The 25,805-nt window shown below is 43.7% G+C and carries 21 protein-coding genes and 2 pseudogenes; 12 read left to right on the forward strand and 11 right to left on the reverse strand.

Going from position 1 to position 25,805, the window contains the following annotated elements:
- Positions 1-32: 32 nt before the first annotated feature.
- A complete protein-coding gene (gene gvpA, locus ACQY1X_RS17475) occupies positions 33-248 on the reverse strand; it encodes a gas vesicle structural protein GvpA (RefSeq protein WP_002735503.1) in 216 nt (71 codons plus the stop codon).
- Between the two features lie 1,134 nt (positions 249-1,382).
- Complete coding sequence (locus ACQY1X_RS17480) at positions 1,383-1,652, reverse strand: hypothetical protein (protein WP_002736360.1); 270 nt, start codon at positions 1,650-1,652, stop codon at positions 1,383-1,385.
- A 605-nt stretch (positions 1,653-2,257) separates the two neighbouring features.
- On the opposite strand from ACQY1X_RS17480, the gene ACQY1X_RS17485 reads away from it, so the two are divergent.
- Complete coding sequence (locus tag ACQY1X_RS17485) at positions 2,258-3,595, forward strand: OB-fold nucleic acid binding domain-containing protein (RefSeq protein ID WP_430013228.1); 1,338 nt, start codon at positions 2,258-2,260, stop codon at positions 3,593-3,595.
- A gap of 115 nt (positions 3,596-3,710) precedes the next feature.
- Positions 3,711-4,745: a M42 family metallopeptidase gene (locus ACQY1X_RS17490; protein ID WP_430014945.1), complete on the forward strand. Its 1,035-nt coding sequence runs from the start codon at positions 3,711-3,713 to the stop codon at positions 4,743-4,745.
- Here the strand turns inward: ACQY1X_RS17490 and ACQY1X_RS17495 are convergent.
- Positions 4,742-5,233, reverse strand: coding sequence for a hypothetical protein (locus tag ACQY1X_RS17495; protein ID WP_002737371.1), 492 nt, complete (start codon positions 5,231-5,233; stop codon positions 4,742-4,744). The two genes, ACQY1X_RS17490 and ACQY1X_RS17495, sit on opposite strands and share 4 nt — an antisense overlap.
- A gap of 140 nt (positions 5,234-5,373) precedes the next feature.
- On the opposite strand from ACQY1X_RS17495, the gene ACQY1X_RS17500 reads away from it, so the two are divergent.
- Complete coding sequence (locus ACQY1X_RS17500; RefSeq protein ID WP_190538182.1) at positions 5,374-6,933, forward strand: hypothetical protein; 1,560 nt, start codon at positions 5,374-5,376, stop codon at positions 6,931-6,933.
- A 53-nt stretch (positions 6,934-6,986) separates the two neighbouring features.
- The gene (locus tag ACQY1X_RS17505; protein WP_002736780.1) at positions 6,987-7,166 is read left to right on the forward strand and encodes a hypothetical protein; all 180 of its coding nucleotides are present in this window, start codon (positions 6,987-6,989) and stop codon (positions 7,164-7,166) included.
- Between the two features lie 135 nt (positions 7,167-7,301).
- Here the strand turns inward: ACQY1X_RS17505 and ACQY1X_RS17510 are convergent.
- Both ACQY1X_RS17510 and ACQY1X_RS17515 read right to left on the reverse strand, forming a co-directional pair.
- Positions 7,302-7,955 (reverse strand): annotated as a pseudogene (locus tag ACQY1X_RS17510) (transposase).
- Between the two features lie 580 nt (positions 7,956-8,535).
- Entirely contained in the window at positions 8,536-9,873 is a 1,338-nt protein-coding gene (locus ACQY1X_RS17515; protein WP_430014946.1) for an SUMF1/EgtB/PvdO family nonheme iron enzyme, read from the reverse strand.
- Positions 9,874-10,135: 262 nt separating this feature from the next.
- Here ACQY1X_RS17515 and ACQY1X_RS17520 point away from each other — a divergent pair, with 262 nt between their 5' ends.
- The 3 genes from ACQY1X_RS17520 to ACQY1X_RS17530 all read left to right on the forward strand — a co-directional run bounded on the left by ACQY1X_RS17520 (position 10,136) and on the right by ACQY1X_RS17530 (position 16,022).
- The gene (locus ACQY1X_RS17520) at positions 10,136-11,596 is read left to right on the forward strand and encodes an efflux RND transporter periplasmic adaptor subunit (RefSeq protein WP_430014947.1); all 1,461 of its coding nucleotides are present in this window, start codon (positions 10,136-10,138) and stop codon (positions 11,594-11,596) included.
- Between the two features lie 223 nt (positions 11,597-11,819).
- A complete protein-coding gene (locus tag ACQY1X_RS17525; protein WP_430014948.1) occupies positions 11,820-14,885 on the forward strand; it encodes an efflux RND transporter permease subunit in 3,066 nt (1,021 codons plus the stop codon).
- 144 nt (positions 14,886-15,029) lie between these two features.
- Positions 15,030-16,022 carry an aldo/keto reductase gene (locus tag ACQY1X_RS17530; protein WP_430014949.1) on the forward strand — a complete coding sequence of 331 codons (993 nt, stop codon included), beginning with the start codon at positions 15,030-15,032 and terminating at the stop codon, positions 16,020-16,022.
- Positions 16,023-16,335: 313 nt separating this feature from the next.
- On the opposite strand, the gene ACQY1X_RS17535 is transcribed toward ACQY1X_RS17530, so the two are convergent.
- The 3 genes from ACQY1X_RS17535 to ACQY1X_RS17545 are packed head-to-tail and all read right to left on the reverse strand — an operon-like array spanning position 16,336 to position 18,727.
- Entirely contained in the window at positions 16,336-17,184 is an 849-nt protein-coding gene (locus ACQY1X_RS17535) for a hypothetical protein (protein ID WP_430014950.1), read from the reverse strand.
- An 8-nt stretch (positions 17,185-17,192) separates the two neighbouring features.
- Entirely contained in the window at positions 17,193-17,954 is a 762-nt protein-coding gene (locus tag ACQY1X_RS17540; RefSeq protein ID WP_002794969.1) for a helix-turn-helix domain-containing protein, read from the reverse strand.
- A 26-nt stretch (positions 17,955-17,980) separates the two neighbouring features.
- Positions 17,981-18,727 (reverse strand): pseudouridine synthase, encoded by a 747-nt coding sequence (locus tag ACQY1X_RS17545; protein WP_002755340.1) that lies wholly within the window; start codon positions 18,725-18,727, stop codon positions 17,981-17,983.
- Between the two features lie 605 nt (positions 18,728-19,332).
- On the opposite strand from ACQY1X_RS17545, the gene ACQY1X_RS17550 reads away from it, so the two are divergent.
- Entirely contained in the window at positions 19,333-19,632 is a 300-nt protein-coding gene (locus ACQY1X_RS17550; protein WP_430013236.1) for a hypothetical protein, read from the forward strand.
- A 72-nt stretch (positions 19,633-19,704) separates the two neighbouring features.
- Here the strand turns inward: ACQY1X_RS17550 and ACQY1X_RS17555 are convergent.
- A pseudogene (locus tag ACQY1X_RS17555) lies at positions 19,705-19,815 on the reverse strand (type II toxin-antitoxin system HicA family toxin); the annotation flags it as partial.
- A 798-nt stretch (positions 19,816-20,613) separates the two neighbouring features.
- Here ACQY1X_RS17555 and ACQY1X_RS17560 point away from each other — a divergent pair.
- The 3 genes from ACQY1X_RS17560 (at position 20,614) to ACQY1X_RS17570 (ending at position 23,053) form a co-directional block, all read left to right on the forward strand.
- Positions 20,614-21,213, forward strand: coding sequence for a superoxide dismutase (locus ACQY1X_RS17560; protein WP_002737286.1), 600 nt, complete (start codon positions 20,614-20,616; stop codon positions 21,211-21,213).
- A 189-nt stretch (positions 21,214-21,402) separates the two neighbouring features.
- A complete protein-coding gene (locus ACQY1X_RS17565) occupies positions 21,403-22,197 on the forward strand; it encodes an alpha/beta fold hydrolase (RefSeq protein ID WP_002746955.1) in 795 nt (264 codons plus the stop codon).
- Positions 22,157-23,053 carry a tRNA (5-methylaminomethyl-2-thiouridine)(34)-methyltransferase MnmD gene (locus ACQY1X_RS17570; protein WP_130758300.1) on the forward strand — a complete coding sequence of 299 codons (897 nt, stop codon included), beginning with the start codon at positions 22,157-22,159 and terminating at the stop codon, positions 23,051-23,053. The genes ACQY1X_RS17565 and ACQY1X_RS17570 overlap by 41 nt, the downstream gene beginning before the upstream one ends.
- A gap of 112 nt (positions 23,054-23,165) precedes the next feature.
- Here ACQY1X_RS17570 and sixA read toward each other — a convergent pair whose 3' ends face one another.
- Together sixA and ACQY1X_RS17580 are read right to left on the reverse strand one after the other, a co-directional pair.
- Complete coding sequence (gene sixA, locus ACQY1X_RS17575) at positions 23,166-23,660, reverse strand: phosphohistidine phosphatase SixA (protein WP_002735419.1); 495 nt, start codon at positions 23,658-23,660, stop codon at positions 23,166-23,168.
- A 52-nt stretch (positions 23,661-23,712) separates the two neighbouring features.
- On the reverse strand, positions 23,713-24,936 hold the full coding sequence (locus ACQY1X_RS17580) for a DHH family phosphoesterase (protein WP_016517103.1): 1,224 nt from the start codon (positions 24,934-24,936) through the stop codon (positions 23,713-23,715).
- Between the two features lie 263 nt (positions 24,937-25,199).
- Here ACQY1X_RS17580 and ACQY1X_RS17585 point away from each other — a divergent pair, with 263 nt between their 5' ends.
- Positions 25,200-25,787 (forward strand): hypothetical protein, encoded by a 588-nt coding sequence (locus tag ACQY1X_RS17585; RefSeq protein WP_430013237.1) that lies wholly within the window; start codon positions 25,200-25,202, stop codon positions 25,785-25,787.
- Positions 25,788-25,805: the final 18 nt, after the last annotated feature.

Here is a 25,805-nt window from a genome sequence, read left to right on the forward strand (position 1 = left end):
AGCCCCAGCAGGGTTTTCACTGGGCTCAATCCTTAAGCAGGAACCGCTGCAGATTGAGTCAGACCAACGGCTTCAGCATATTTGAGGTAGGTTTCAACCGAAGCGATAACTACACGAGCTTCAATCGCTAATAATTCGATTCCGACGAGAGATACGCGAGCCCAGGCATCAATAACGATACCTTTGTCAAGGATACGATCAATAACTTCAGCCAAGCTAGAGGAAGAGTTAGTTTTTTCAACTGCCATGGTAGTAGACCTTTTTGTTGTTTTCATAGAAAGTGTACGGTGCTGAAGTCATGGAGGATTCAAAAACTTGTTTGTTTTTTTTGCCTTCATCACTTCAGCATATGAAAAATAACACCCTTTTTTTGTCGGTGTCAATAGCTAATCTCGATTTTTTCGTTAAGAAATGTAGTTAATTCTCAGTTTTGTGATTAATGAATGTAGTCAATTCTCAGAAAAGGCGGGTTAAGGTCGTTGCTGCTCCCCTTTTTTCTAAGCAAAACTTCCCATTGGGAGAGCAGGGCGAGCGCACCTAAAAACAAGACAAATACAAGAACCTTGGGGGATAACTGGACTTACCCCCCCAAGAAAAATAATCAAACCCTTAGAAACTGTTTGTAAACAAGTATTTAAATCGCCAAAGTCCTTACTTGACAAAGATCCTGAGTTTTTAGTTCATTTGCTCTATAAATCGCCAAAACCTTGACTTGGCGAGCTTTTTACATTAATTTACAAACGGTTTCTTACCCCAAGCTAGTCTTGGCGATTGTTCGACTACCCTTGATACCCTTGACTAGCTATAATCGACTCAGAAGGGTAGCTGGAGCCTGTTTTGATGGACACAGGACAAATAAACTAATAGTAAAAGCCTTGCTTTGCAAGGCTTTTAGGTGCTTAAGGCACGAATGTATTGAAATTTTAGTTTTAATGATCGCTATCTTAGGTGTTATTTGCGGGGACCAGGGGTGGACAGACTTGACAATCTAGCCATCACAATGCGAAGATGTGTGATGGGAAATTCTTGCTTCACAGAAACCTGCTTTTTGAGAGAGTCCCAACGAGTCTTACAGTCTCTCCACAAGCTTAAACTCCTGACTGCCCATCAGCATTTGTTGACAGGATTCTTATTCCTTCTGATCTTAAATTCTTGGCTGCATTCGTGATAGGTCTTGCATTCTGGACTTATTCATCTTTATATCATTTTTCAAAAGTAATGACAGACTTAGTTGATCATTTCAAAGCGCAATCCCTCTCGGAGAAAGGAATTGCACTTTCAGATGTTAGTCACGACTATTGAAAATTGGTATCAGCTATTTCTTCGGGGACTGTAGCCACTATTTTCAGAGATTGCTGTAATGGCGATTGGCTGACGTCCGTTTAGGTGGATTGACTGGCCAGAAATTGTCTTTGATAGTCTAAAAACTCGCCGTGCCATTCCGCAAAACGCCGCTCCCCATCTTTGACTAAAAGTTGGCGGTAGGCTTCCGAGGAAATCCAGGGCTTTGTTGGGCGTTGTTGGGCAGAACGAGCTTGGTATTCAGCCGTTGATTGACGGCATTGGTTGTGATAATTTTGGTGCCATTCCTGATAGCGCCGTTCTCCATCCCGCACGAGGGCTTGGCGATAGGCTTCTGAAGATAGACTCATGGTGTTACTCCTTTTCAAATCCCTTGATAGCTTGACCAGGATTATAACACAATGGGTGAACTACCGAGCACCGACCTCTCGTCAAGGTAAAATATAGGCCTTTGCCGTCAGTGGCAAGGTTTCCTTGCTATCCTAACTGCTGCATTTTGCCCCGCTTTGCGTTGCTCCCCTTTAACCAAATTTTGTACGACCAGCCAAGAAATTAGTAAAAGCTGTTTACAGGTGTCTTAAACCTTGTGGCAAACGGCCACAGCTAACCCCATTCAAGAAGTCTAGTTTTTCTGTTTTTTTCTCCTCGGTTAACATTGATCGTAACCTATAGTAGGTAGGATATACACTTTAGGTATCAATATATATGGTAATTTTTTGGCTCTCTTAGGTTTAGTGGGTAAAATGTATTCTAAGATACAGTCCTGCTGGCGAGCTAGTAGAAAGAACCACAAGGACACAAAGGACACAAAGATTGATCGCTCTTATATAAGTTAAACTTATGTTACAAGGAATAAGAGAGCCATTTTTGGGACTTTGGCGGCCTGATTTGGCAAAGAAATGCCATATTTCCATTACCCCCGTTACAAAAATCTCTGGAGAGTTGAGTTACTAATATGGTTAAAATTATCAGTCGTCAATCATTGGGAAGAAAACCCGTTTACGATATTGGTGTAAAGAAAGATCATAATTTTTTGCTGGGCAACGGGTTAATTGCCTCCAATTGTTTTAATAAATCTCACTCTACCGCTTATGCTTACGTCACCTATCAAACTGCTTATTTAAAAGCTAATTATCCTGTGGAATATATGACAGCGTTACTAACTGCTAGTAGCGATAATCAGGATAAGGTGGAAAAGTATCGAGAAAACTGTCAGAAAATGAATATCGATGTCGAACCTCCCGACATCAATCGATCGCAAAAACATTTTACCCCGATTGGGCGCAAAATTCTCTTTGGTTTGTCCGCAGTTAGAAATCTGGGCGAAAATGCGATCGAGGCTATTTTAAAAGCGCGGGAAGCAACAGGAGGAAAGTTTACTTCCTTAGGGGATTTTTGCGAGCGTGTTGATTTACGAGTGATCAACAAAAGAGCTTTAGAAACGCTAATTTATTGCGGTGCTTTTGATAAAATTCAACCGAATCGCCATCAATTAATTGAAGATTTGGAATTAGTAGTTGCTTGGGCGCAAAAACGCACCAAAGAGAAAGAAAGTGGTCAAATGAATATTTTTGATATGCTAGGAGGTAGCACAGAAAATAAACAAGAATCCGAGTTTGAACAGTCTCCCAGTGCCACCGCAGTAGAAGATTTTTCCCTACAGGAAAAGTTAAAACTGGAAAAAGAACATTTGGGTTTTTATGTTTCCGAACATCCTTTAAAAGCTTTACAAAGAGCCGCTCAAGTCCTATCTCCCATCAATTTAGCTGATTTAGAAGAACACAAAACCAGAAAAAAAGTCAGTGCCATTGTCCTATTAAATGCCGTCAAGAAAATTATGACCAAAAAAGGGACTCCCATGGCCTTTTTAACCCTAGAAGATGCCTCGGGACAGTCGGAAGCGGTGGTTTTTTCCGATAGCTACGAACGTCTGCAAAAATTATTAGTGGAGGAAGCAACTTTAATGGTGTGGGGAAAAGTGGATCGCCGAGATGATCGGGTACAATTAATTATCGAAGATGCGGAACCGATCGAAACCATTAAAATGGTGATGGTTAATTTATCGCTGCAAGATGTCGTCAACCAAAATCGTCAAAATCTTCTTAAAAGTATTCTGCAATCGGGAGACAAACAAAAGGCAAAAGTTCCCGTTATTGCCACCATCGGTGCGGGAACTCAGCGTCAATTTGTGCGTTTAGGACAAAACTATTGGGTAGAGGATGACAATTCGGTGGTAGAGTCTCTGAAAGTTGCCGGTTTTCTGGCTAATTCCGCACCTCTGATTAATCATTAAATGCTAACTGGCAATCACCCAAGGGCCATGATTGTGCCAATATTGTTCCTGTAAAACCTTTTCGATTTCCGGTTTCGATAATAATTCTTTTTCCACCCACAAAATCAAGATAAATATGGATTTTGATCACCTCTTTGACACTATTGCCACTCTTGTCCTCCATCATTCTCCTAGTGGGATGGAAACGGAAATCGATCGCTTTTTACTAGAACGCTTTCAAGAGTTAGGATTAGAAACATGGCAAGATCAAGCGGGAAATGTCATCGGCAAGATTAGAGGACGGGATTCGACTAAAAAAATTGCTATTACCGGTCATAAAGACGAAATTGGGGCTATTATCAAAGCAATTAATCCCGATGGTACTCTGCAAATTCGCCAACTCGGGGGAGCTTTTCCTTGGATTTACGGAGAGGGAGTGGTGGATATTATCGGTGATAAAGGAACCAGATCGGGGATTCTCTCCTTTGGTTCCCGTCATATTTCCCATCAATCCCCGCAAAAAGTGCAGCAGGAAAACACTCCCGTCACCTGGGAATCCGCATGGATAGAGACGAAATTGACTCCAGAAGAATTAGACGCTTGCGGGGTGCGCGTCGGTAGTCGAGTCGTGGTGGGAAAACACCGAAAACAACCCTTGCGACTAAAAGACTACATTGCCAGTTATACCCTTGATAATAAAGCTTCCGTGGCGATTCTTTTGGCATTAGCGGCCAGAATAATTAACCCTGCGGTGGATATATATCTGGTTGCCTCAGCTAAGGAGGAGGTAGGAGCATTAGGGGCCTTATTTTTTACCGCAAATAACCGCTTAGATGCTTTAATTGCCCTAGAAATCTGTCCCCTCGCTCCTGAATATCCGATTAAGGATGGCAGCAGTCCTGTGTTATTGTCTCAGGATGGTTACGGTATCTATGATGAGCAATTAAATCAAGAATTACGAATTGCGGCCGAAAAGGCGGGAATACCGATGCAATTAGCCATTATTAGTGGTTTTGGTAGCGATGCCTCCATTGCCATGAAATTCGGTCATATAGCTAAGGCCGCTTGCTTAGGTTTTCCCACCCAAAACACCCACGGTTATGAAATCGCCCATTTAGGAGCCATAGCCAACTGCATTAGCATATTACAAGCTTATTGTCAACTAATTTAGCTATTTTTAGCAAAAAACCAGAGCATCAATAGAATAATAGCGATCGCTAGTCCGATAAAAACAGTATTTTTATGCTGCTCTAACTGCATGGGTGCGGGGGGTTCTTCTTTTTTCTGTTTATTGGTTCCCTTTTTAAATTGCGCTGTGCTATCGGGAAGTTTCTCTAAATCGGGAATCTTCGTCATCCACTCATCTGGGCGTTTGAGACGGGGAGCTTCGATAATATAAAGCAGACGCTTGGCCTGTTCGCGAATTTGATAGATAGGATGGGTAATAAGTTGCCTACAGATTTCACTAGCTTTCTCCCCCTCTCCTAACCCCTGATGGGCAGAAATTAACCAAATTTGAATCTCACCCCCTGCTCGAGATCCTAAGGAAATTAAGGCTAAAGCCGCATTTAATTGCTGGATACTAAGACGATATTGTCCACGCTCAAAGGCACTGATTCCAGCTTGATAAAGGTCTTGAAAAGAAAGATTTTCGGCCACGGAGTCAAGATCGAGATAAATGAAATTTTACATAAGTATAGCAACAGGTAAGAAGCAAAAGGAAACTCTCGGCCATTGAGAATGAGAATCTTGACAAAAATCTGTTAGACTTTCTGCTAAACCTGTTAAAGCTGTGCGGCATGAAAGAGAGTAACTCCCTGTCACTAACTATATTAGTGATCGCCACCACAATAATTAGTGTAGTTTTGGGGATTTTATTTGACGAAAAAGCATCTTTATTAGGTATTTTGGCAGTTCCTGCCATGGTTGCTTCTTTTATCCATCCCCGTCTGGGATTATTAGCCCTGCTCATCTATCTTCCCCTGAGTAATACCGTCACTTTTGCCGTAGTGAGAGTTTTTCAGGTAAAGGGCAACTTCATTGGTGAAGAGCCATCCTATGCTCTCTACAAAATCGCCAAGGATGCCTTTTATTTACCAGCTTTAGCGGCAATTTTAATTAAAACCAAAACTTTTAAGCAATTAAGCCCGCAAATCAAGCCTTTTCTCCTCACGGCTTTAATTTTACTTGCCATCAGCTTGATAACTTTTCTTTTTGTCAATCTGCCCCAAGGATCAATTGTTGTGGGAATTGTGGGATTAAAAACCATCCTCGGTTATATTCCCCTGGTTCTCTGTGGCTACTATTTAATCGAGCAAAAACGGGATTTATTCGTGGTTAATCGGCTTTTAATCGTGATGATCTTAGTCTGTTGCAGTTTAGCTCTAATTCAATACTTTTTACTCCTCCAAGGCATCTGTCACAATAGTGAATTCTTCAATCAACTAGAAGTTAGTGCCCCCAAATCCGATACCCAATTTTATCCAGATATTACCGCCAAAGCCAGCTTGAAAGCTCAATGTTTTGTCGGGGGTTCGGTGTTGTATAATCCCGATCGAGGCTTAATTCGTCTCCCCGGCACATTTTCCGATCCTTGGCAATGGGGTTGGTTTTTAGTATCTAGTAGCGTCATCAGTTACGCAGCCAGTTTTAGTGATCCACAAAAAAGATGGCGCGTCGCTGGTTGGGTGGCCATAGTTTTAGTCTTCCTTGCGACTCTGGTTTCTGGACAAAGATTACCTTTTTTGCTAGTACATTTGTTTTACTTGGTTCTTTTTATTGCTACTAGCAAAAATAAGCAAAAGTTACCATTAAAATTGGTAATTGTGGCGATGCTTTCCCTGCTCGCGGTGATGTTAATTCCCTTTATTCGGGAAAGAGGGCTAAATTTTATCGGTCGCTGGCTATATTCGTCTCCCATTGACTTTGTAGGCAATCAAATGCAGTGGGCCTTAAGATATTTACAGCTTTTTGGTTTTGGTTTAGGCACAGCTACCACTGGCGCTCGTCATATAGTGGGGGAAGATGGGATAAGACTAATTGAAACCTACTACGCTAAACTTATCTACGAAATCGGTATCGTCGGTTTTATCACTCTTATGGCACTGGTGACAATTCTCTGTATTCTCACCTTTAAAGCCTATTTAAAAGTAAAAAATCCCGCTTTAAAGCATTGGGGTCTCTGTATCTGGATTTTTATACTTTTTATTAGCTATAATCCCTACTATTATCCTCTCTCCGTCGAGCCTATTTCTGTTTACTATTGGTTATTCGCTGGAATATTGCTAAAACTGCCAGAAATCAGCGATAAATTAGAAGATGAGGCGGGATTTCCCGAAAAAAATGAAGTGGAGAATTAAGAGGATTTTTATCGATAATTACATTATCTCTCGACTGATAGGAGTTAACCGCAATGACAGAAGAAACCATTCCCTATTCCCTCGAATCTGTCCTTAAGGAAATTAAAAATAGTATTCAAAGTGTTGATCGAAAGCTAGACACCTTACAGCAAGATGTTGATCAAAAGCTAGATAATCTCGAAAAAGATTTCGATCAAAAGCTAGAAACCTTACACAAATTGGTGGTGGGTTAATAATTGGGGGTGGGCGAACGCGGTTCGCCCCTACAGATAAACAAAATTGAATTTTTTGATTAATTCGATATTGGTGGTGGGCTAATTATTGGCTCTGGGCGAACGCGGTTCGCCCCTACTGTTTTATATTCTCGCTTAAAACAACAAATCTAAATATAATTCTTGTGATTGTTGATCGATTGGCAGATAATCTCGATCATTTGGCCAGTTTTTGGGATTGTTAATAATATATTCTCGAACAACTGCTAGATACTTTTCATCTCGAAGAATTGATTCATAATAATTGCGTTGCCAGATAGGAGTATCTGTGTTCTGTCGAAGCAAATTAATTCGTTTAGTAACCGCCGATTTAAACCCCGCAATACATGACGATAAAGAATTCGGTTTCTGCTGTAGGGGCGCATCGCGTGCGCCCAAATCTAGAGGCGCATCGCGTGCGCCCAAATCTAGGGGCGCATCGCGTGCGCCCAAATCTAGAGGCGCATCGCGTGCGCCCAAACTCTGATCGTCGCCAGAATAATCATTAATTATAACAATTCCATGAAAATGATTGGGCATAATAACTCATTCATCCAATTTAAAATTAGGTCGAATTTTGCAGGTTTTTAGCCATTCATCAGCGACAATTTTTCCTAATTGATTAAGGTATATTTGCCCATTTTTGATTTCTCCAAACCAGGATTGTTTTTGGTAGGTACAAATAGTGACAAAATATGCTCCGGGTTGGGAATAATCATAATTTCTGAGGCGAATAGAACGACGATGATGTTTTTCAGGATCAAAGGTCATATATATTCCCGCAATACTAACAAAACCTCTTATCAATTCCCATCATAAGCGATCGCAATTCACACCGACGTATTTTTCCTGAAACCCCCAAAAAACCCCCCCAAAACCCGTAGGGGCGCATCGCGTGCGCCCAACCCCCACCAAAAAACCCCAAAAAACCCAACCCCCCCAAAACCCGTAGGGGCGCACCGCGTGCGCCCAACCCCCACCAAAAAACCCCAAAAAACCCAACCCCCCAAAACCCGTAGGGGCGCACCGCGTGCGCCCAACCCCCACCAAAAAACCCCAAAAAACCCAACCCCCCCAAAACCCGTAGGGGCGGCACCGCGTGCGCCCAACCCCCACCAAAAAACCCCAAAAAACCCAACCCCCCCAAAACGCGTAGGGGCGCACCGCGTGCGCCCAAATCCCCTGATTAACCCAATTATTGCCGGCGGAACGATTATTGCCGGTGGGATAATTATTGCCGGCGGGCGAACGCAGTTCGCCCCTACAAAATCGACCCGCCTAAGGGCGGGAAAGAAAAGGAAAAAGAAAAAATAGGGAATGAGGGTAAAAAGGGAAAAAAAGGGGAAAAGGGTTACAGAGTCCTCCCAGCACCGCACACCACCCGAAAACCGTTGCTGCTGTTGTTGTCGTCGCGGCGGTCGTTGCTGCTGCGGCAAGCAGAACGGCAGTCATCCGGATCGTTGCACCAAGAACCGCCCCGCAGAGGAGAACCATTATCATCCCCATTTTCTATCCAGACACTGCCATCCGTCGGCGCACCGTCATAGTTATCGTGCCAAGTATCGGCGCACCATTCCCAGACATTGCCGTGCATATCGTACAGTCCGAAGGCATTGGGCGGAAACTGTCCCACGGGAGTCGTTTCTTGTCGATATTCTCCCTTCGCTTCCCCGGCGTAGGTTTCGCTGGACCTGTAGTTGGCCAATTCCCCGGTAATGGTTTCCCCAAAGTAGAATGGGGTGGTGGTTCCAGCACGACAAGCGTATTCCCATTCCGCTTCACTCGGTAGTCGGTATTCCTGTTTTGTTTCCCTTGATAGTCGTTTACAGAATTCCGTTGCTTGATACCAGTTGACTCTTTCTACGGGTAGCTCATCCCCTTTGAAGCGAGAGGGGTTTGTCTCCAGGTCGATATCTATTTTAGCGGTTGCGGCGATCGCTTTCCACTGGGCCTGGGTGATGGGATAACGTCCCATGTAGAAAGAAGAAACGGTTACTCGATGTTGAGGTCTTTCCGCTCTAAATCCTTGCCAGTTAAATTTTTTCACCAGTCTTTCGATTTCCTCGTCTTCCGTTCCCATCGTGAATGTACCCCCCGGAATGGCAACCATTTCTAAGGTGATGCCGTTGCCCAAATCTTCCCTGAAATATTGGGACTGTTTCGACTCTTTTTTGATTTGCTCACCCTTCGCATTTACTCGCACGATCTCAAAGTTAAATACTGATAAGGGTTGTTTTGGCTCTTCCGGTTCAAGCTTGAACTGATAGCCAATTGCTCTTTCTAGTTGCTCAAATCCGTCTTCTTCCCAATAATCAAGCCGGTGAATATCTCGCAGATTCAAGCCAACTTCTGACATTCGCAGATCAGGAATTTCGCATTCTTCTAACCTCATGGGAATAAAAAAAATTGTCCCCGGTAGCATCTCTCCGAAGGTATCAAGTGCAATCCTCAACTCCCGTTGGATATATCCCTGTTTATTAGCCGATTTCCCTGACAGACAGGCCAGAAAAATCTGACTAGCTTTAATCGCTTTCGGAATTTCATCTCGCCAAATTTGCCCCGGAATCAGGTCTTTTTTATCCAACCAAGGTTTATATCCCGCTTGCTTGAGGCGGTTATACAGTGCCAAAACTGCTGGTTTGTCCTCACTGGCATGGGCTAAGAAAATTTGGATCTCTGACTTTTTCATAACTTTTTCTTATGACCACAAGTAGGGGAGAGCCAGATTAACTGGCAGAAAATCTCTAAATAAACCATTTAATTGATTATTACTCATTCTTAATTCTCCTGTCTCCTGTTTCCTAACTACTGATTCCTCACCAACCAGGACAATTTGGGATTTTTACAGCAAGTCCACTTTCTCACTTTCCCCACCCGTGACCTTTTTCCGTTAGATTATAAATGGATACAAAACTTAACATTTTATCCAGAATCTACCGAGAGGGCAGACCGTGCGGCCAGATACCCTAGAAAATAACCAGCATTCAGCCGATAATTCGCTAGTTCCCGAAGTTATCGCATTTAAACCCGAACTTGAGCCAGAGAAACCCGAATACTCGCCAAAACCGACAAAAACCAACTCGTGGCTATCGGGAGGAAAGGGTTTATTTATCGGTGTGGGATTAGGGGTTTTATTGACCCTAGGGGCGACTCGTTTCGCTAATCGACCCCAAACAGCCCAAAACCCCAATACTCAGCCCGTAGCGGCAAAAAATGAGGCACCAGCACAAACAGTAACCACCACTAGGGTAGAATCCACTCCCGTGGCCCGCACCCTGAAAGCGACTGGAAGCGTGGCAGCCGATGAATTAATCCCGATTCTTTCCCAAGCGACAGGACTACAAATCAAAGAAATCTTTGTCGATGAGGGTGATATCGTTAGCCAAGGTCAAATTTTGGCTCGTCTCGATGATACCGTCCTACAAGCGCAATTAACCCAAGCACAGGCAAATGTCGCCCAATCCCGGGCGCGTTTGGCAGAATTGCAAGCGGGGAGCCGTAAAGAGGAGATCGCTGGAGCTAAACAAACTATTCAACGCATAAAAGCCGAAATTAGTCAAGCTCGATCGGATTGGGATTTGGCTAAAAAACGGGTCCAGAGAAACCAAAGTTTAGAAGCGGAAGGAGCGATCGCCCGGGATCGTCTCGATGAAGTCCTCAACGAAGAAAGAAACAAAGCGGCGATCGTACAACAGACCCAATCCCGTTTAGGAGAAGCAGAGCAGCAGCTGGCACAATTGCAAGCGGGCAATCGTCCCGAGGTGATCGCCCAAGCTAAAGCCCAATTAGCGGAAGCTCAAAGCCGTTTAGCCATTGTTAAAGCCCAATTAAACGAGACGCGCCTGATTTCCCCGGTCAGTGGCAAAATTGCCGAAAGAAATGGCCGCATCGGGGATACCACCAACGGTCAAAATGCTCTCTTTAAAATCATCGAAAACGGCCGTTTAGAGCTAAGATTGCGGGTTCCTGAGAATCAATTGCCCTTAATCCGCGTCGGAGCGCCCGTTACTATCACTTCCGATGCTAATAGCAGTTTAAAATTATCAGGACAGGTGCGCGAAATTAATCCCATCGTCGATGAGGCATCCCGTCAAGCAACGGTTAAAGTCGATTTAACCGACAATACAGGGTTAAAACCGGGGATGTTTTTACGAGGTGCGATCGTGACGAATACTAGCAATAGTTTAACCGTCCCCATGACCGCAGTTTTACCTCAAAAAGATAATCAAGCTCTAGTTTATTTAGTGGAACCTGATAACACCGTTACCGCCAAAACTGTGCAATTAGGTCAAATTATGCCCAATAACCGCGTGGAAATTCTCACCGGTTTACAAGCGGGCGATCGCATTGTGGTCAAAGGGGCAGCCTATCTCGGTGATGGCGACAAAATTACAGCAATCAGCGATCAGTAATCAGTAATCAGTGATCAGTAAACAGTAATCAGTAATCAGTGATCAGTGAAAAGACAGTAGCAAACTGCCATTTGATCAGGCTCACTTAATACATACTGCTCACTCAAAACTTAAAACTTAAAACTCAAATCTGATAACTGATAACTGATAACCGGTAACTGAAAACTCACATCTGGTAACTGATAACTTACCCACTGATAACTGATAACTGATAACTGAAATTATGGCTTTTAATATTTCTAATTGGTCTATCAAAAATCCCATTCCGACGATCCTGATCTCCCTGGTTATGGCATTAATGGGATACATTGCCTTTCTAGGATTAGGGATCGATCGCTCTCCTAATATTGACATTCCGGCCGTGATTATCACTGTTAATCAACCCGGCGCCGGTCCTGAGGAATTGGAAACCCAAGTCACCAAAAAAGTCGAGGATGCGGTGGCTGCTTTGGGTAATATCGATCAAATTACTTCTACCATCAACGAAGGCAGCAGCACCACCACCGTTAACTTTATCCTTGGCACTAACAGCGATCGCGCTACCAATGATGTGCGTAATGCCATAGCGCAAATTCGGCAGGATTTACCCCAAGATACTAATGATCCAATTGTCCAACGTTTAGAATTTGCTGGGGGTGCGGTGATGAACTATACCATCTCCTCCCCGAAAAGATCGATCGCCGAATTAAGTGATCTAGTTGATCGTCAAATTGGCCGCGCTTTAACGGGAGTGCCGGGGGTAGCACGAGTCGATCGCGTTGGGGGAGTTGATCGAGAAGTGCGTGTAGATTTAGATCCCGGCCGTCTGATCGCCTACGGTATCACGGCCACGGCGGTTAATGACCAAATTCGTAGTTTTAATATTAATTTACCCGGAGGGCGATCGGAAATCGCCGGCAGTGAACAAACTGTCCGCACCCTCGGCAGCGCTGAAACGATCGAAGATTTAAGAAATTATCAAATCTCTTTACCTAACGGTGATAGCGTCCCCTTAAGCAATTTAGGGACAGTTAGCGATAGTTCCAGTGATCCTCGACAAATGGCCCTCTTAGATGGGCAGCCAGTGGTGGGTTTTTCGATTTTACGGGGGACTGGCAGCACCTTGGTGACGGTAGAAACAGCAGTGCGCCAAGAAATCGAGAATTTAAAGAAAAAACTGCCAGAAGATATTAAATTTCAATTAATTTTTACCCGTGCCGACTCAATTCGTGCTAGTTACGAAAGCCTTCTTAGCGATCTCCTGATTGGTTGTATGATGACGGTGATCACGGTGGGTCTATTTTTAGGCAATTGGCGCGCCACGATTATCACGGGTTTGGCCCTGCCTTTGTCGATTTTCCCGACTTTTTGGGTGATGCAGTCCCTGAATTATACCCTTAACGGTATGACTCTACTGGCGTTAGCTTTAGCTTTGGGTAATCTGGTGGATGATGCGGTGTGTATGGTGGAGGACATCGATCAACATTTAGCTATGGGTAAAAAACCCCTGCAAGCGGCTTTTGATGCCTCAAAAGAGATTGGATTAGCCGTTTTAGCCAGTGCGGCGGCAATTATTGCGGTATTCCTGCCGGTTGCTTTTATGGGCGGTGTGCCGGGCCAATTCTTTCAACCTTTCGGCGTTACGGTGGCGGTTTCTACCTTGTTTTCCAGTTTGATCGCTGTCACCGTCACCCCGATGTTAAGTGCCTATATTCTACAGCCGAAAAAGCTCAAAACTGGTGATAATAATCCCTCCTCGCGCCCCCGTTTTCGTCCCTACAAAAGTTTGTTAACTTGGGCTTTACGTCATCGAATCCTGACTTTATTGGCGGCTTTGGCCTTTTTTATCGGTAGTTTACAGTTAGTTCCCTTGATTCCAAAAGGGTTATTTAGTTCTGGGGATACTGGATTAAGTACCATAAGCCTAGAATTGCCTCCTGGTGCGACTTTGAATGATACTGTTGCCGTGGCCAATCAGGTGAATAGTTTACTGCAAAAAAATCCCGCCGTCGCTAATGTTTTGGCTATTCCGGGAGATTCGGGACGGATAAATACGGGCTTAATATATGTTAATTTGGTTCCTAAGGAACAGCGATCGCTAACTCAACGGCAATTTGAGGAACAAACCCGTCGGGATTTCCAGAAGATACCGGGGGCTAGAGTGACTTTTCGAGCGCAGGGGGGAGCAGGAAGCACTAAGGATGTCGCTATTATTTTAAAAAGTGAAAATGGCGATATTTTAACCCAAACTGCCCAAAAATTAGAGCGACAAATGCGAGCTTTACCCGGTTTTGTCGAGGTCAGTTCTGGGGTAAGTTTAGTTAAACCGGAGATTATTATTCAACCGGATCCTGTCCGAGCTGCCGATCAGGGAGTCTCAGTCAGAGCGATCGCCCGTACTGCATCTTTAGCTTTAATCGGCGATAATGAGTTTAATTTAGCTAAATTTAACCTTGCTGACCGACAAATTCCCATCCGGGTGAAAATTACCAATGATGGACGCAGCGAGATAGAAACTCTGCAAAATTTGCGCGTTCCTAGCAGTAATGGGACGTTAGTTCCGCTTAACTCGGTGGCGACAATTAGCTTAGGTAGTGGACCTGCGGAAATTCAACGCTTTAACCGTCAACGTCAGATTAATATTGGAGCTAATTTAGAGGGAGTTTCTTTGGGAAGTGCGGTGACACAAATTCGCACTTTACCAATCATGAAAAACCTACCCCCAGAGGTGACAGAAGAACCCTTTGGTGATGCTCGTATTATGCGCGATATCTTTGCTCGTTTTTTGGGGGCGTTAAGTTTAGCAATTATTTCTATCTATGGGATTCTGGTCTTATTGTATAACAATTTTCTCTATCCCCTAGCGATTTTAACTTCCCTTCCTTTATCGATTGGTGGTACTTTAATCGCTCTTTTAATTACCCAAAAAGAGTTAGGTTTATACGCTTTAATTGGCATAGTTTTGCTGATGGGATTAGTCACTAAAAATGCGATTCTGTTAGTAGATTTTGCCCTGAGTGGCATTGAGTCAGGGAAACCGCAGTTTAAGGCGATGATTGATTCGGGAGTCTCTCGTTTACGACCAATTATTATGACCTCCGTTTCCACAATTGCCGGGATGTTACCGATTGCTTTAGCTTTAGGTGCAGATGGGGAAATTCGCGCACCGATGGCAATTGCTGTTATTGGTGGTTTTACCACTTCCACCCTGTTAACTTTGGTGGTTGTGCCGGTAATCTTTACTTACATCGATAGTTTTTACTATTGGTTGCGGGGATTATTTGTTAAACAAAAACCTAAGTCGATTTAGTACAGAAAACGGGTTTCTCGGAGAAACCCGTTTTCTTCTCATGCAAAAGTCAAAAAGGGGAATAAATAATCAGTCTTTAATAACCAGATTTAGTAGTAAAATATCTTGCTGAAAGCTTGAGAAAAAACCCAGAGAAACTAACCCATGAATCCCTTGACAGTCACACATCAAACTCTATCTCTTCCCCCCATGGGCTGCGGTACTTGGGCCTGGGGAAATCGTCTTCTCTGGGGTTATGATGAGAGTATGGATAGCCAGTTACAAGCGGTTTTTAATCTCTGCGTCGAGCGGGGTGTCACCCTATTTGATACGGGAGACTCCTACGGGACAGGCAAACTCAACGGACAGAGTGAGAAGCTATTAGGACGCTTTACAGGGGAATATAGCGGTTATAACGCTGATCATATCCGTATTGCCACCAAACTCGCCCCTTATCCTTGGCGTTTAACCCGTCATGCCATGGTGAAAGCTTGTCAAGCTTCGGCAACCAGATTAGGCCGCCCGGTGGATTTAGTGCAAATGCACTGGTCAACGGGCAATTATGCGCCATGGCAGGAGGGGGGATTATTAGACGGATTGGGGGATTGTCTGGAAAAGGGGTTAGTTAAAGGAGTCGGTTTATCCAATTTTGGACCGAAAAGATTGAAGTCTGCCTATCAAAAGTTTGCCAGTCGCAGCATTCCTATTACCAGTTTACAGGTACAGTATTCTCTCCTTTCTACCTATCCTCTCACTGACTTAGGATTAAAGGAACTATGTGATCAATTGGGCATTAAAATTATTGCCTATAGTCCCTTAGCTTTGGGTTTATTAACCGGGAAATATCGAGATAATAAAAACTTACCCACTGGATTACGTCGCTTCCTTTTTGGTCAATTAATTCCCGCTATTTCTCCTCTGATTAGTTGCCTAGAAGTTATCGCCCAAGCTAAAGATAAAACTATTAGCCAAGTTGCTTTAAATTGGTGTATCTGTAAGGGAACAATTCCTATCCCCGGAGCTAAAAATGTTCGGCAAGCTGAGGATAATTTAGGTGCTTTAGGATGGAGTTTAGACAGTGGGGAAATAGCAGAATTAGATAAAATTGCCGCGGGTTTGGATAAAAAAATGGTACAAAATATCTTTCAAACTAAGTAGGGTTGGCTGAAAAAGCTTGTTGGTGGGGTGTGGAACGAACCACAAAGACACAAAGGACGCAAAGATTGATCGCTTATAAGTTAAACTGATCAGACAAAGAATAAGAGAGCCAATTTCCCCCCGATTACTCGAAGAACTGGCAATTTTTGAGGTCAAAAAAGCCTAAAGATATTATCCAACAAGGTTTTTAGATTTATTCAGCAAACCCTAAGTAATACTAAATCTGGTTATTAAGAACTGATTATTTATTCTCCCTATTGCCTTTTGCCTCTTGCCTTTTGCCTATCCTAACCAAGAAGTTAATTTTGCACGACTACTTATCTTGAGAGACCAATTTTAAGCTAGGACGGGGTTGGATTGTTCCCCCGTAAGCGACGGCAGTATGAGGAGATAGGACAAGATGAGGAGATACACCCAAAGAAATTCGATAGATTTCCCCAGCTTTATCGATTAATTGCTGTTTAACTGGCTCTTTCGGCAAATTTTGCCGCCAAGCTAGGGGAATCCCCTCGATACCGTTGTACAATCCCGCCCAAATTCCCGCTAAAGTGGTGGTTAATTGCCGTTGATAGGGACTAGAATTAGCGCGACGCACGCTAACGGCGAAATCCTCGCTCGTTTGCAGAAAAGTATAAAGAGAAACTGCGATCGCAATTCCTAAAGGTGAGATATCTTTCACCCAAGCCGATAAAATGAACTCTAGGGGACGATTTTGCCCTAAAGCTGACTGAATCTGCTCTAATAGCTTATTCTTGGGGTTAATAGTTAGTAATTGCCCGATTAACTGATTTAAAGGCCTTTTTCCCTGTAATAACATACCTACCGCCTCTCCCCAAATTATCGCTTCTTGTCGGGTTAACTCGGAAATTAAACCCTTTTTCAGCCAAAAATTTAATCTAGCTTGCCAACGTTCTCCATGGTCAGGCCAGGTTAAAATTTCCGGCAACAGCACAAATAATAACGCCGATTCCGACTGCTGCCTAGCTGCGATCGCAATGGGCAAATCTTCCTGAGATTGCAGAGCTTGCAAAAGCAGGGTCGTCCTCGGTGTAGCCTCATAGTTAAAGGCTGGTATTAGGGGTTGATTATGCAAGGATTCCCCAATATATGCCCCGATTAACCCTCCCTGAAGGCGATCAAGGGGTGAAAAGACCTTCTGCATAAATTAGCTCAATTTGCCCGGTAGGTGACTTCCCCAACTTTGCCCGGTTGCCCCAGTTGTTTAGCATTGGCATTATTAACCGCAACGTAAACCCCGCCGGCATTACCCGCTCTCACGGTTAATTCTCGGTTTGCTTGCCAAGTGCGATGGCTTCCCTGGGGCAGCACACCCTCAAATTCTGTCTTGCCATCCACCACCACCCGCATCCAGCAGTCATCTTCCAGTTTTACCTCCACCACCAGCTGCTGATTATTGCTGGTTTTGTTGGCTACTGGTTGAAGGGGGTTGCTTTTCGGTTGGACAATTTGCTGTTGTGGTAAGGAAGGCGGTGGTAAGCGATTCGATTGCAGTACCGATTTTTGCAGGACGTGGGATAGGGTTTGTACGGAACCAATAACTAAGATTAAATAGAGAAAATAGAGATGAATCGGGCGAATTTGAAGACTCGGCAGCGATAAAGATGGTTTTGTTCCCCTGAAAAAGTTATTGACCTTGGTGGGAAAACGCCGGCTAATCGTCTCACCATCCAGGGACAGACTATCGGCAAATTGTTTGATTAACCAACGAATATAAATCGGTTCGGGCAATGCCTCAAGATTCCCCGCTTCCAGTGCTTCTAGGCGATGGCGCGGGATTAGGGTTTTCTGGGCAATTTCCTCGAGAGAAAGGGACTGTTCTAGGCGATTTTTTTGCAAATAAACGCCGATTTCCAGTAATTTGGTTCGTTGTTTATGCTGGGGATCAAGTTGTGATTGGAGAAGGCGAAACATATCGCTATTAGGGGCTGACTTTCAGCTTAGTTAATCTGGTTTTTTAAATATTTCAGTTCATCAAGGGTTAAAAAACGGTAATGACCCAAGGGTAAGGGGGAATTATTACCAGAGTTTAGTTTAATAGGACCGATGGCACTGCGATGAAGTTTCAGGACGTGATAACCTAATTCTTCAGCTACAGAGCGAATCTGCCGATTTCTTCCTTCCACTAAAATAACTTCTAGTAGGGTTTTTTGGTCGGTTTGCTTGAGTATCTCAACCTGTGCGGGTAAGGTTTTTTTTCCCTCTAAGAGGATACCTTCTCGCCAACGCTGGAGAGCAAGTGTATCAATCGCACCATCTAGCCAAACCCGATAGGTTTTGGGCAAATGATAACGGGGATGGGTGAGGGTGAGGGTGAGTTGACCGTCGTTGGTGAGGAGTAAAGCCCCAGTGGTGTTGATGTCCAACCTTCCTACGGGATGTAACCCCGTCTCGCTGGCGAGGGAGTCGGGCAAAAGGTCAATCACCGTCGGCCGGTTTTGTGGATCTTTACAGGTAGAAACCACGCCAATGGGTTTGTTGACCAGTATATACAATCTTTTGGGACGATTGGCCGGTTCAATTTTTTTTCCGTCTATCTCTAGGTGATCTTTTTCCGGGTCGGCTTTTTCTCCTAACTGCACGATTTTGCCATTCCGTCTGACTCGTCTGGCCACAATCATCTCCTCCGCCCTTCTTCGGGAGGCAATCCCCCACTGGGCAAGGATTTTCTGGACTCTCTCCGCCATTTTTTTTTAATTTTTAACCCTTTCTATCTCCTATTATAGGCATCCTAAAAGGGTTTTTTTCGCCCAAAAAGTGAAGAAAAACCGAATATCTCCGGCCGCCTCTTTGATTTTTTTCTTGGAAAACTTCTGAAAAAAAAGAGGAGTGATCCCTTGACTTGGGCGGCGGCTTCGGTTATACTTTTCTTATAATGAGAATCTTTGCGTTTTTTACTAGACTCCAAGACTGCATTATATATAAAGTCTTATAAAAATATTATGGCAAAAAGCCGTGAAAAAAGCAAGCAAAATTTTGCCGACAATTGTTAAAAAAGTCGGGTTAATTTTCCTGACGGGGGGATATGACTTTAAACGGGTTATTTCTCGGTTAAGTAGTCTTGCAAAATAAATTTCCTAGTGAAGATAGGCAAGAGGCAAGAGACAAAAGGCAAAAGCTTTATCGAAATATCTAACTAATTTTGCTTAGGTACTTATCCAAGCGGTAAACCTTGATTGATGATGAATTGGGGACGTAAATAACGGAGTTTGCGTCTCTTTGTTATAATTCAAAGGCTAGGCTATAATAACTCTTCATAAATACCGATAATTTTGGTCAAAGATGTAAAAAAATGAATATTCAACTCGTGGAATCTCTAGTTAATGCAATTAAATCCTTGTCCCTAGAAGAACAGGAATTGTTAGGAAAAAAACTCAAAGATCACCCCTCTTGGGAAATTGCATTAGAACGAATTGACGCAACTCGAAAAGCCATTTATGAACGTCGTCAGGGAAACCCATTTGAAACCGATGTTACTGAAATTATTCATCAAATGAGAGAAGAAAGAAATCGGCAATTGATAGAAGTGCGATGCCGAAGGCACTGCGTAGTAGTACGCCGATCTGGTAGGGTGCGTGTTTGCGGTTACTAATTCTGATGAAAAACTACAATTAATAATCCGCCGTAACGCCCAAATTTATCATCAAATTGGTGCGTTACGTTGTCAAATATCATCTTCAGTTAATCCTGAATCTTTGAGAATACCTTTTAATGTTCCTATCGGTAAATCTCGATTTACATGGGTTGGTATAACAATAATTGCAGAAACATTTTCGGTTCTTCGTTACTTGGTATGGTTCGATAGGGGGGCATAAATCGACTAAATCCTTATCTGGCAAGAGATTTAATTGATTAGTTCGCTCCAGATCGCAAACAATTGACAAAAATTGCGGTAATGTCTGTTTCTATAAGGGTTTCATCCCTTATAACCCCCGTCCATTGCATAACACAAACCGAAGAACCAGAAAATAGAAATAAATACATAGGGCAGCAATTCTCAATTTGCCCTGTAGCAAGGCTTTTGGGAGTTAGTTCGCATAATACGGGGTAAAATTCAATGGGATGGCGAATTTCATTTCACGAGTCTTCAGGCTTTTGAGATGATAGTACACCCAAAGTTGCCCCAAAAATCCCCCTTTAAAATGTTCTTTAAATCCCTAAAAGGCTTGCTCTAAAACTGAGAATTGCTGTCACTGCGGCGAAAAAAACCGAGCCGGACTCCCTAAAGACGTGGAAAAGAACGGCCACTGTGAGAGAGTAGTATCCATCGTCTCAGTCTTGAGATGCTCTGAAACTATGCACAACCACTGCTTGAGATATTTGTTTTTCGGCATTGCCTTTCACGATGCTCCTCTAAATCTCTAGCTTGATGTTCTCACCTTGAGTGTGTGACTGCTCACCTCTTTATAATAAACCTACACCTATCAGGGAGAAGGGAGGGGGGAGAAGGGAGAAAAAAGCTGATCGATTAGTGATCACTGATCAAGTCTCCTTCGGTGCTATGATCAAGGATGTAAAGTTTTATCAACACTACCTTAAACAAGCTCTCAAGAGAGGATATAAAGAACAACAGATGGCTTACACACTTCCCCCTTTACCCTACGATTACACTGCCTTAGAGCCTTGCATCACCAAAAGTACTCTAGAATTCCACCACGACAAGCACCACGCCGCTTATGTCAATAACTATAACGGTTTGGTCAAAGATACGGAACTCGATGCTCTCTCTTTAGAAGAAGTTATCGTTAAGGTTGCTGGTGATGCTTCTAAAGCTGGGGTTTTCAACAATGCCGCCCAAGCATGGAATCATAGTTTTTATTGGGACTGCATGAAACCGGCGGGTGGCGGTGCGCCTACTGGTGCTTTAGCCGCTAAAATTAACGCAGATTTCGGCAGTTTCGAGAAATTTGTCGAAGCTTTCAAAACCGCCGGCGCGACTCAATTCGGTAGCGGTTGGGCTTGGTTGGTTCTCGATAACGGTACTCTCAAAGTCACCAAAACTGGCAACGCTGACAATCCTTTAACCGCCGGACAGGTTCCCCTCTTAACTATGGATGTGTGGGAACACGCTTATTATCTCGACTACCAAAATCGTCGTCCCGATTACATCAGCGACTTTTTAACCAAGTTGGTTAATTGGGATTTCGTGGCTGCTAATTTAGCGGCGGCCTAAAAATTTGGCTCAGTTAATCAGTTATCAGTTATCAGTTATCAGTTATCAGGGGTTGGCGAGCAGAGAGAAACCATCCATAGGTTGGAGGTTAATACTACTCTTAAAACTGGCAAATCTCTCTAATATTAATTATCCTTAAAATAGATAACCAGAAAAAACTTTTTTAACATCGATCGCGCTTGTTGCACAATGGAACAACCTGTCAGTTGGATTATTCCCCGTCATCCCCGTCCCGATTATCCCCTGTTTGTATTTTTACCCGGAATGGATGGCAGCGGCCAACTATACCATCGTCAGATTAAAAACCTTGCTCCTTACTTCGATCTGCGTTGTTTGGCGATTTCCCCGCAATATCTCGGCGATTGGGAGGAATTAAGCGATTGCGTGATTGCTTTATTGGCACAGGAATTAAAGGGACAATCGAGAAAAGTCTATCTCTGCGGTGAGTCTTTTGGTGGCTGTTTAGCCTTGAAAATAGCGACAAAATCACCAAAATTGCTTAAAAAACTGATTTTAATTAACCCCGCTTCTTCTTTTAATCAAAGACCTCTTTTAAGCTTGGGAATCGGTATCACCCAGATGATGCCCGATTTCATCCATAGCAGCTCGGCACTAACTATTTTACCCTTTCTGGCCGCTCTGGGTCGAATATCCCGGGAAGATCGCCGCTCTCTCCTGAAAGCCATGCAATACGTCCCACCGAAGACGATTAGCTGGCGTTTATCCCAGTTACAACGGTTTCAGGTTAGTGCCAGCGAGTTAAAAAGTCTGCAATTGGAGGTGTTAGTGATAGCCAGTCAAGGAGATCGACTCTTACCATCGGTAGCGGAGGCTAAACGCCTAATTCAGCAGTTACCCGCCGCAAAATTAACAATTCTGCCCCATAGTGGTCACGCTTGCCTACTGGAAACCGATATTCACCTCAAAGACATTCTTCATCACCATGCTTGTCTCCCCCGAAGCTTACCCGCAAAAAGTCACTGAGGATGGTTCTTATACCTTTTTTTCGACCGAATTCGGCGAATGTTATCATTCTACCTCTGGGGCAAGGGAAGAAGCCGAGAAAAAATTTATCCTCTCCAGTCGTCTGGCAGCAAAAGCAGACCAGAGCAATAATCTGAAAGTTCTTGACATTTGTTACGGCTTAGGGTATAATGCCGCCGCAGCCTTGGCAGCCATTTGGCGAGTTAGGGGGGATTGTCGGGTAGAATTATTAGCGTTAGAAAGCGATCGAATGGTTCCCCTAGCAGCTATTAGAGAGAATCTCTTAAATAGTTGGAGTCAACCAATTCCCGAATATTTAAGTGATTTTGCCCATAATCACCGGCTGGACTTGCCTAATCTCACCGCTAAACTGTTAATCGGGGATGCGCGACAGACGATAACCAAGGTGATTGAGGCGGGTTTTCAAGCGGAGGCAATTTTTCTCGATCCCTTTTCCCCGGGTAAATGTCCGCAACTGTGGACGGTGGAGTTTTTAGCTTTAGTGGCCAAATGCCTGAGTCCGACGGGTTATTTAGTCACCTATTCCTGTGCTGCCTCGGTGCGAAGGGCTTTACAATTAGCAGGATTGCAGATTGGAGCCACCGATAGCGTCGGTCGGCGATCGCCAGGGACAATAGCCAGTTTTTTGTCCTTACCCCCATCTCTATCGGCACAGGAACGGGAACATCTGCAAACTAAGGCCGCTATTCCCTATCGAGACGAGACTTTAACCGACCCAGCCGAAGTGATTATACAACGTCGTCGCAGCGAACAGGCTCTCTCTGACTTAGAACCGACTAGCCACTGGAAAAAACGTTGGCAAAGAGCGGTGAGTTCGATCGAAATCTCGGAATGAGATTAATTGGGAAAGAATCCCCGGGCTAAAATTTGTTTGTATTGCTGATGCTGTCTCGGTTCTAGGGTTTGACTAGAGACAATTCTCGCTCGCGTTTTCCGAAAGTCCCACCCTATAGGAGTAATTTCGGGGCTGTCAACCAGAATAACTGACACTTACCTAGGGGATTTTGTTGATTGGGAACCTCTAGACCAATTATTCCCGCTTTTTTGACCGATAATTTTCCTTGAAACTTGCCCCAAACTAGCATTTCCGTCCAATAGCCTAAATCCGGTTCGTGGCCCACCAGTGCAATCGCGTTTTCCTCTCGCTGATAGTCGGACTTTTGCCACCACTGCACCCAATCTTGAATATTGCCATTGGGCGATAGGGGATTAAATTGCTCAATTTTACTGCTTAAACCCGCTTTTTGCAAAATTTCGGCGGTTTGCACGGCACGCACCAATGGGGAAGTGAGAATTAGGTCAAATTTCACCCCCAACTGTCCTAATCTTTGGGCAACTTTAGCAGTTTTTGCCTTACCTTCCTCGGTTAAAGGACGTTCCCTATCGTTGAGATAATCCTCCGATTGTCCTGCTAATCCATGACGCACAAAATAAAGTTTCATATCAGTGTCGGGTCGGTCTTGGCGATGATAATAGATAGCTGAGGTCTGATACTTAGGTGCGAATTACCTTTTCATCGGGGTTAACTAGATGGGAAAGTTTTTGTTTGATTTGGGTGTCATACATTTCCCACTTAAGTTTAGCGTATTCGGCATTATTATTAAAACCACCGAGGAAACCGATAGGAATTTCAAAACCTCCGGCCATATAACGGCCACCACCAAAAAAGCGACCTTGGTTATCTTGTCCGAAAGCTTCCTTAAGAAATTCATCGGGATCTAGGGTAATTTTACTGGTACGCATAGAACCAATGACTAACTCGATATCCTCATCTTCATCGTGAACGATACCATAAACTAAAGCCGTGTGAACATTTTCTTCTGTCACCAAAAAATCGGCAGCCTGGGGAATCGCATCTCGGTCATCATAACGCAAATAACCGACCCCGGCGATCGAATAATTATTTTTAATAATACGGTTTTTTAAGGCTCGTTCGATCACATCCATCACCCGTCGGGATCTGGCCGATTGCAGGACAGCGTTTAATAATTGAGCATCGTAGAAACGACTGAGATAACCAGCAGCAATAAATTCACACTCTTGCGCTTGCATTAAATTATTCGTATCCGATCGCAATCCGTGCATCAAAGCTGTGGCACACTTAACATGGACGGTATCGCTAGTATTAAAATTCAGTAACCCTTTTTGGATATATTGGGTTAACATCGTCGCTGTTGCCCGGATTTGGGGACGAATATCAACAAATTCCGCCTCTAGATCCCCTTGGCGAGTATGATGATCAATCACGGCAATAACGGGAATTTTTGCCTGTTTAACCAGAGTGGTTAACTGACTATTGGTTCCCTGACCATCGACAAAAACACAACCCTGATAAACCGAAAGATCTCTATCCTTGAGGGTATGGACTCCCCAACGTTTAGCTGGTAAACCTGTTAGTTTTACCAAAGCGACATTTTCCTGATGGGAGAGAGTACCCGCATAGACTATATCACAGTGAATATCGTACTGCTCGGCGATAATTTGATAGGCCCAGGCACTAGAAAGAGCATCGGGATCCGGGAAATCCTGCATCACCACAATTTGATTTTCGCCACGATGATTTTCCAAAGTACGTCGCAGGCGATCGATTAGGGAAATAAGTAGGGTATCATTACTAACCGTGACTGGAGGAAGGGGACATACTGCCGACGGTTCCCCTAACACTACATCGGTTTCGAGGGACTTGGCAGGAACTAGACTCAGTAATTCAGCCATCATTTTTAGAAAAGTTTGCTTAAGGGTAGATTCAGTCGGGATTTTTTGAGCTAATTAATTCTAGACGATATTCTGGCTCGATCGGTTCATCTCAAATATTAAGCTTTTCTTGCCACTAGCTCCCCACTGTCGGGCTATAACTCTAGTCTATCAAAAGACCTTTCCTGTTTGTTCTGGGAGAGCGGTTAGGAGTGAGGGCAATTAACCATCGCTGCCATTACCTGTGAAAATAGATAATTTAGATAGTCAACGCCTTACCATTAATCATGGATAAACCGATAGATATTGAAGTAGTTAGAACTGAAGCACTAAGAAAGCTAGGCAGAAATATAGTTAATTTTTCAAAGATTGAAGGTATTTTAAAGTATCTACTTTCAGTTAGTCAGATTGAGAGATTATCAACATCAACTTGTAACCAGTTCGTTGACAGTCATGAGAGATTTCGTAAGCGCACATTAGGTCAACTGGTTAAGGAATTACATAACACTGTGCTAGTGGATGATAGTCAGTCTGAACCTCAACTAGACTCTTCTGAGTTAGGTATGTCTTGGTCATTTAAGGCTACCTATAGTGACTCAGATTTCTTAAATGCTCAGAAACAGGCTCTCTCAGACATTGTGTTGGAACGAAACAAGTTGATTCATCAAGATTTAGCACTACTCAATACTAGCTCTATAGAAGACTATTATAAGTTAATCAGTTTTTTAGATGAACAAAACCCTCGATTATTAGCTCATCTTGAAGAGCTTGGGTGGATGCTAACCTCATTTATAGAGGGAATAAAAGACCTTCAAGAATTCATTAAATCACCAGACTTTCACCAGTTTATACACTCTAGCCAGTCCGATGCCTAACAAGTGCGTGTACAGGGA

Source organism: Microcystis protocystis FBCC-A270, assembly GCF_050500235.1.
GTDB classification, from domain to species: Bacteria; Cyanobacteriota; Cyanobacteriia; order Cyanobacteriales; family Microcystaceae; genus Microcystis; species Microcystis ichthyoblabe_A.

Coding starts and splice junctions, on each gene's coding strand:
- gvpA (WP_002735503.1), bottom strand. CDS start 248: ATGGCAGTTGAAAAAACTAACTCTTCCTCTAGCTTGGCTGAAGTTATT.
- ACQY1X_RS17480 (WP_002736360.1), bottom strand. CDS start 1,652: ATGAGTCTATCTTCAGAAGCCTATCGCCAAGCCCTCGTGCGGGATGGA.
- ACQY1X_RS17485 (WP_430013228.1), top strand. CDS start 2,258: ATGGTTAAAATTATCAGTCGTCAATCATTGGGAAGAAAACCCGTTTAC.
- ACQY1X_RS17490 (WP_430014945.1), top strand. CDS start 3,711: ATGGATTTTGATCACCTCTTTGACACTATTGCCACTCTTGTCCTCCAT.
- ACQY1X_RS17500 (WP_190538182.1), top strand. CDS start 5,374: ATGAAAGAGAGTAACTCCCTGTCACTAACTATATTAGTGATCGCCACC.
- ACQY1X_RS17505 (WP_002736780.1), top strand. CDS start 6,987: ATGACAGAAGAAACCATTCCCTATTCCCTCGAATCTGTCCTTAAGGAA.
- ACQY1X_RS17515 (WP_430014946.1), bottom strand. CDS start 9,873: ATGAAAAAGTCAGAGATCCAAATTTTCTTAGCCCATGCCAGTGAGGAC.
- ACQY1X_RS17525 (WP_430014948.1), top strand. CDS start 11,820: ATGGCTTTTAATATTTCTAATTGGTCTATCAAAAATCCCATTCCGACG.
- ACQY1X_RS17530 (WP_430014949.1), top strand. CDS start 15,030: ATGAATCCCTTGACAGTCACACATCAAACTCTATCTCTTCCCCCCATG.
- ACQY1X_RS17535 (WP_430014950.1), bottom strand. CDS start 17,184: ATGCAGAAGGTCTTTTCACCCCTTGATCGCCTTCAGGGAGGGTTAATC.
- ACQY1X_RS17540 (WP_002794969.1), bottom strand. CDS start 17,954: ATGTTTCGCCTTCTCCAATCACAACTTGATCCCCAGCATAAACAACGA.
- ACQY1X_RS17545 (WP_002755340.1), bottom strand. CDS start 18,727: ATGGCGGAGAGAGTCCAGAAAATCCTTGCCCAGTGGGGGATTGCCTCC.
- ACQY1X_RS17550 (WP_430013236.1), top strand. CDS start 19,333: ATGAATATTCAACTCGTGGAATCTCTAGTTAATGCAATTAAATCCTTG.
- ACQY1X_RS17560 (WP_002737286.1), top strand. CDS start 20,614: ATGGCTTACACACTTCCCCCTTTACCCTACGATTACACTGCCTTAGAG.
- ACQY1X_RS17565 (WP_002746955.1), top strand. CDS start 21,403: ATGGAACAACCTGTCAGTTGGATTATTCCCCGTCATCCCCGTCCCGAT.
- ACQY1X_RS17570 (WP_130758300.1), top strand. CDS start 22,157: ATGCTTGTCTCCCCCGAAGCTTACCCGCAAAAAGTCACTGAGGATGGT.
- sixA (WP_002735419.1), bottom strand. CDS start 23,660: ATGAAACTTTATTTTGTGCGTCATGGATTAGCAGGACAATCGGAGGAT.
- ACQY1X_RS17580 (WP_016517103.1), bottom strand. CDS start 24,936: ATGATGGCTGAATTACTGAGTCTAGTTCCTGCCAAGTCCCTCGAAACC.
- ACQY1X_RS17585 (WP_430013237.1), top strand. CDS start 25,200: ATGGATAAACCGATAGATATTGAAGTAGTTAGAACTGAAGCACTAAGA.